The sequence below is a fragment of the Pseudomonas sp. 05T35 genome, from assembly GCF_056396605.1.
Window position 1 is genome coordinate 1 of record NZ_JBFTLU010000994.1, and the last position, 408, is coordinate 408.

Sequence of the window (408 nt, forward strand, 5' to 3'; positions counted from 1 at the left end):
GCTCTGGACCGGTAGTTCAGGGGGCGGAAGACGATAAGTAATAGTTGGGTGATTAACTTGATTCTGTCGTTAAAAGAGACGAAATATTCAATTGCAATGCGAAGGTTGTTGATGGAAATGCCGAAGATAATCAAACGGCCCGGCACATAACTTGATGCAACTCAGGCATGTCTTGCCGAAAGTGGGGCGCATGCGAATGGCTTGGAGGGTAATGCCAGGCGCGTCGGGGCACGGCCAATTTCCATTGCGAAGGCTTCGATCAACGATATCTGTTCGGCGTCATCGAGGCTGAGTTGGCCGGTAGTCACGTCGACCAGTTCAAGTTGCCAGGCCATCAATGTGAAGCACTCTTTCAAGGCACACAGTGCCTGGTCGTTCAGATCGATTTGATTGCGTGCACCGTTGAGC

General features: G+C 51.2%; 1 pseudogene. It reads right to left on the reverse strand.

What is annotated here, in order from left to right:
* Nucleotides 1–161: 161 nt before the first annotated feature.
* A pseudogene (locus tag AC1DH9_RS31080) lies at nucleotides 162–408 on the reverse strand (hypothetical protein); the annotation flags it as partial.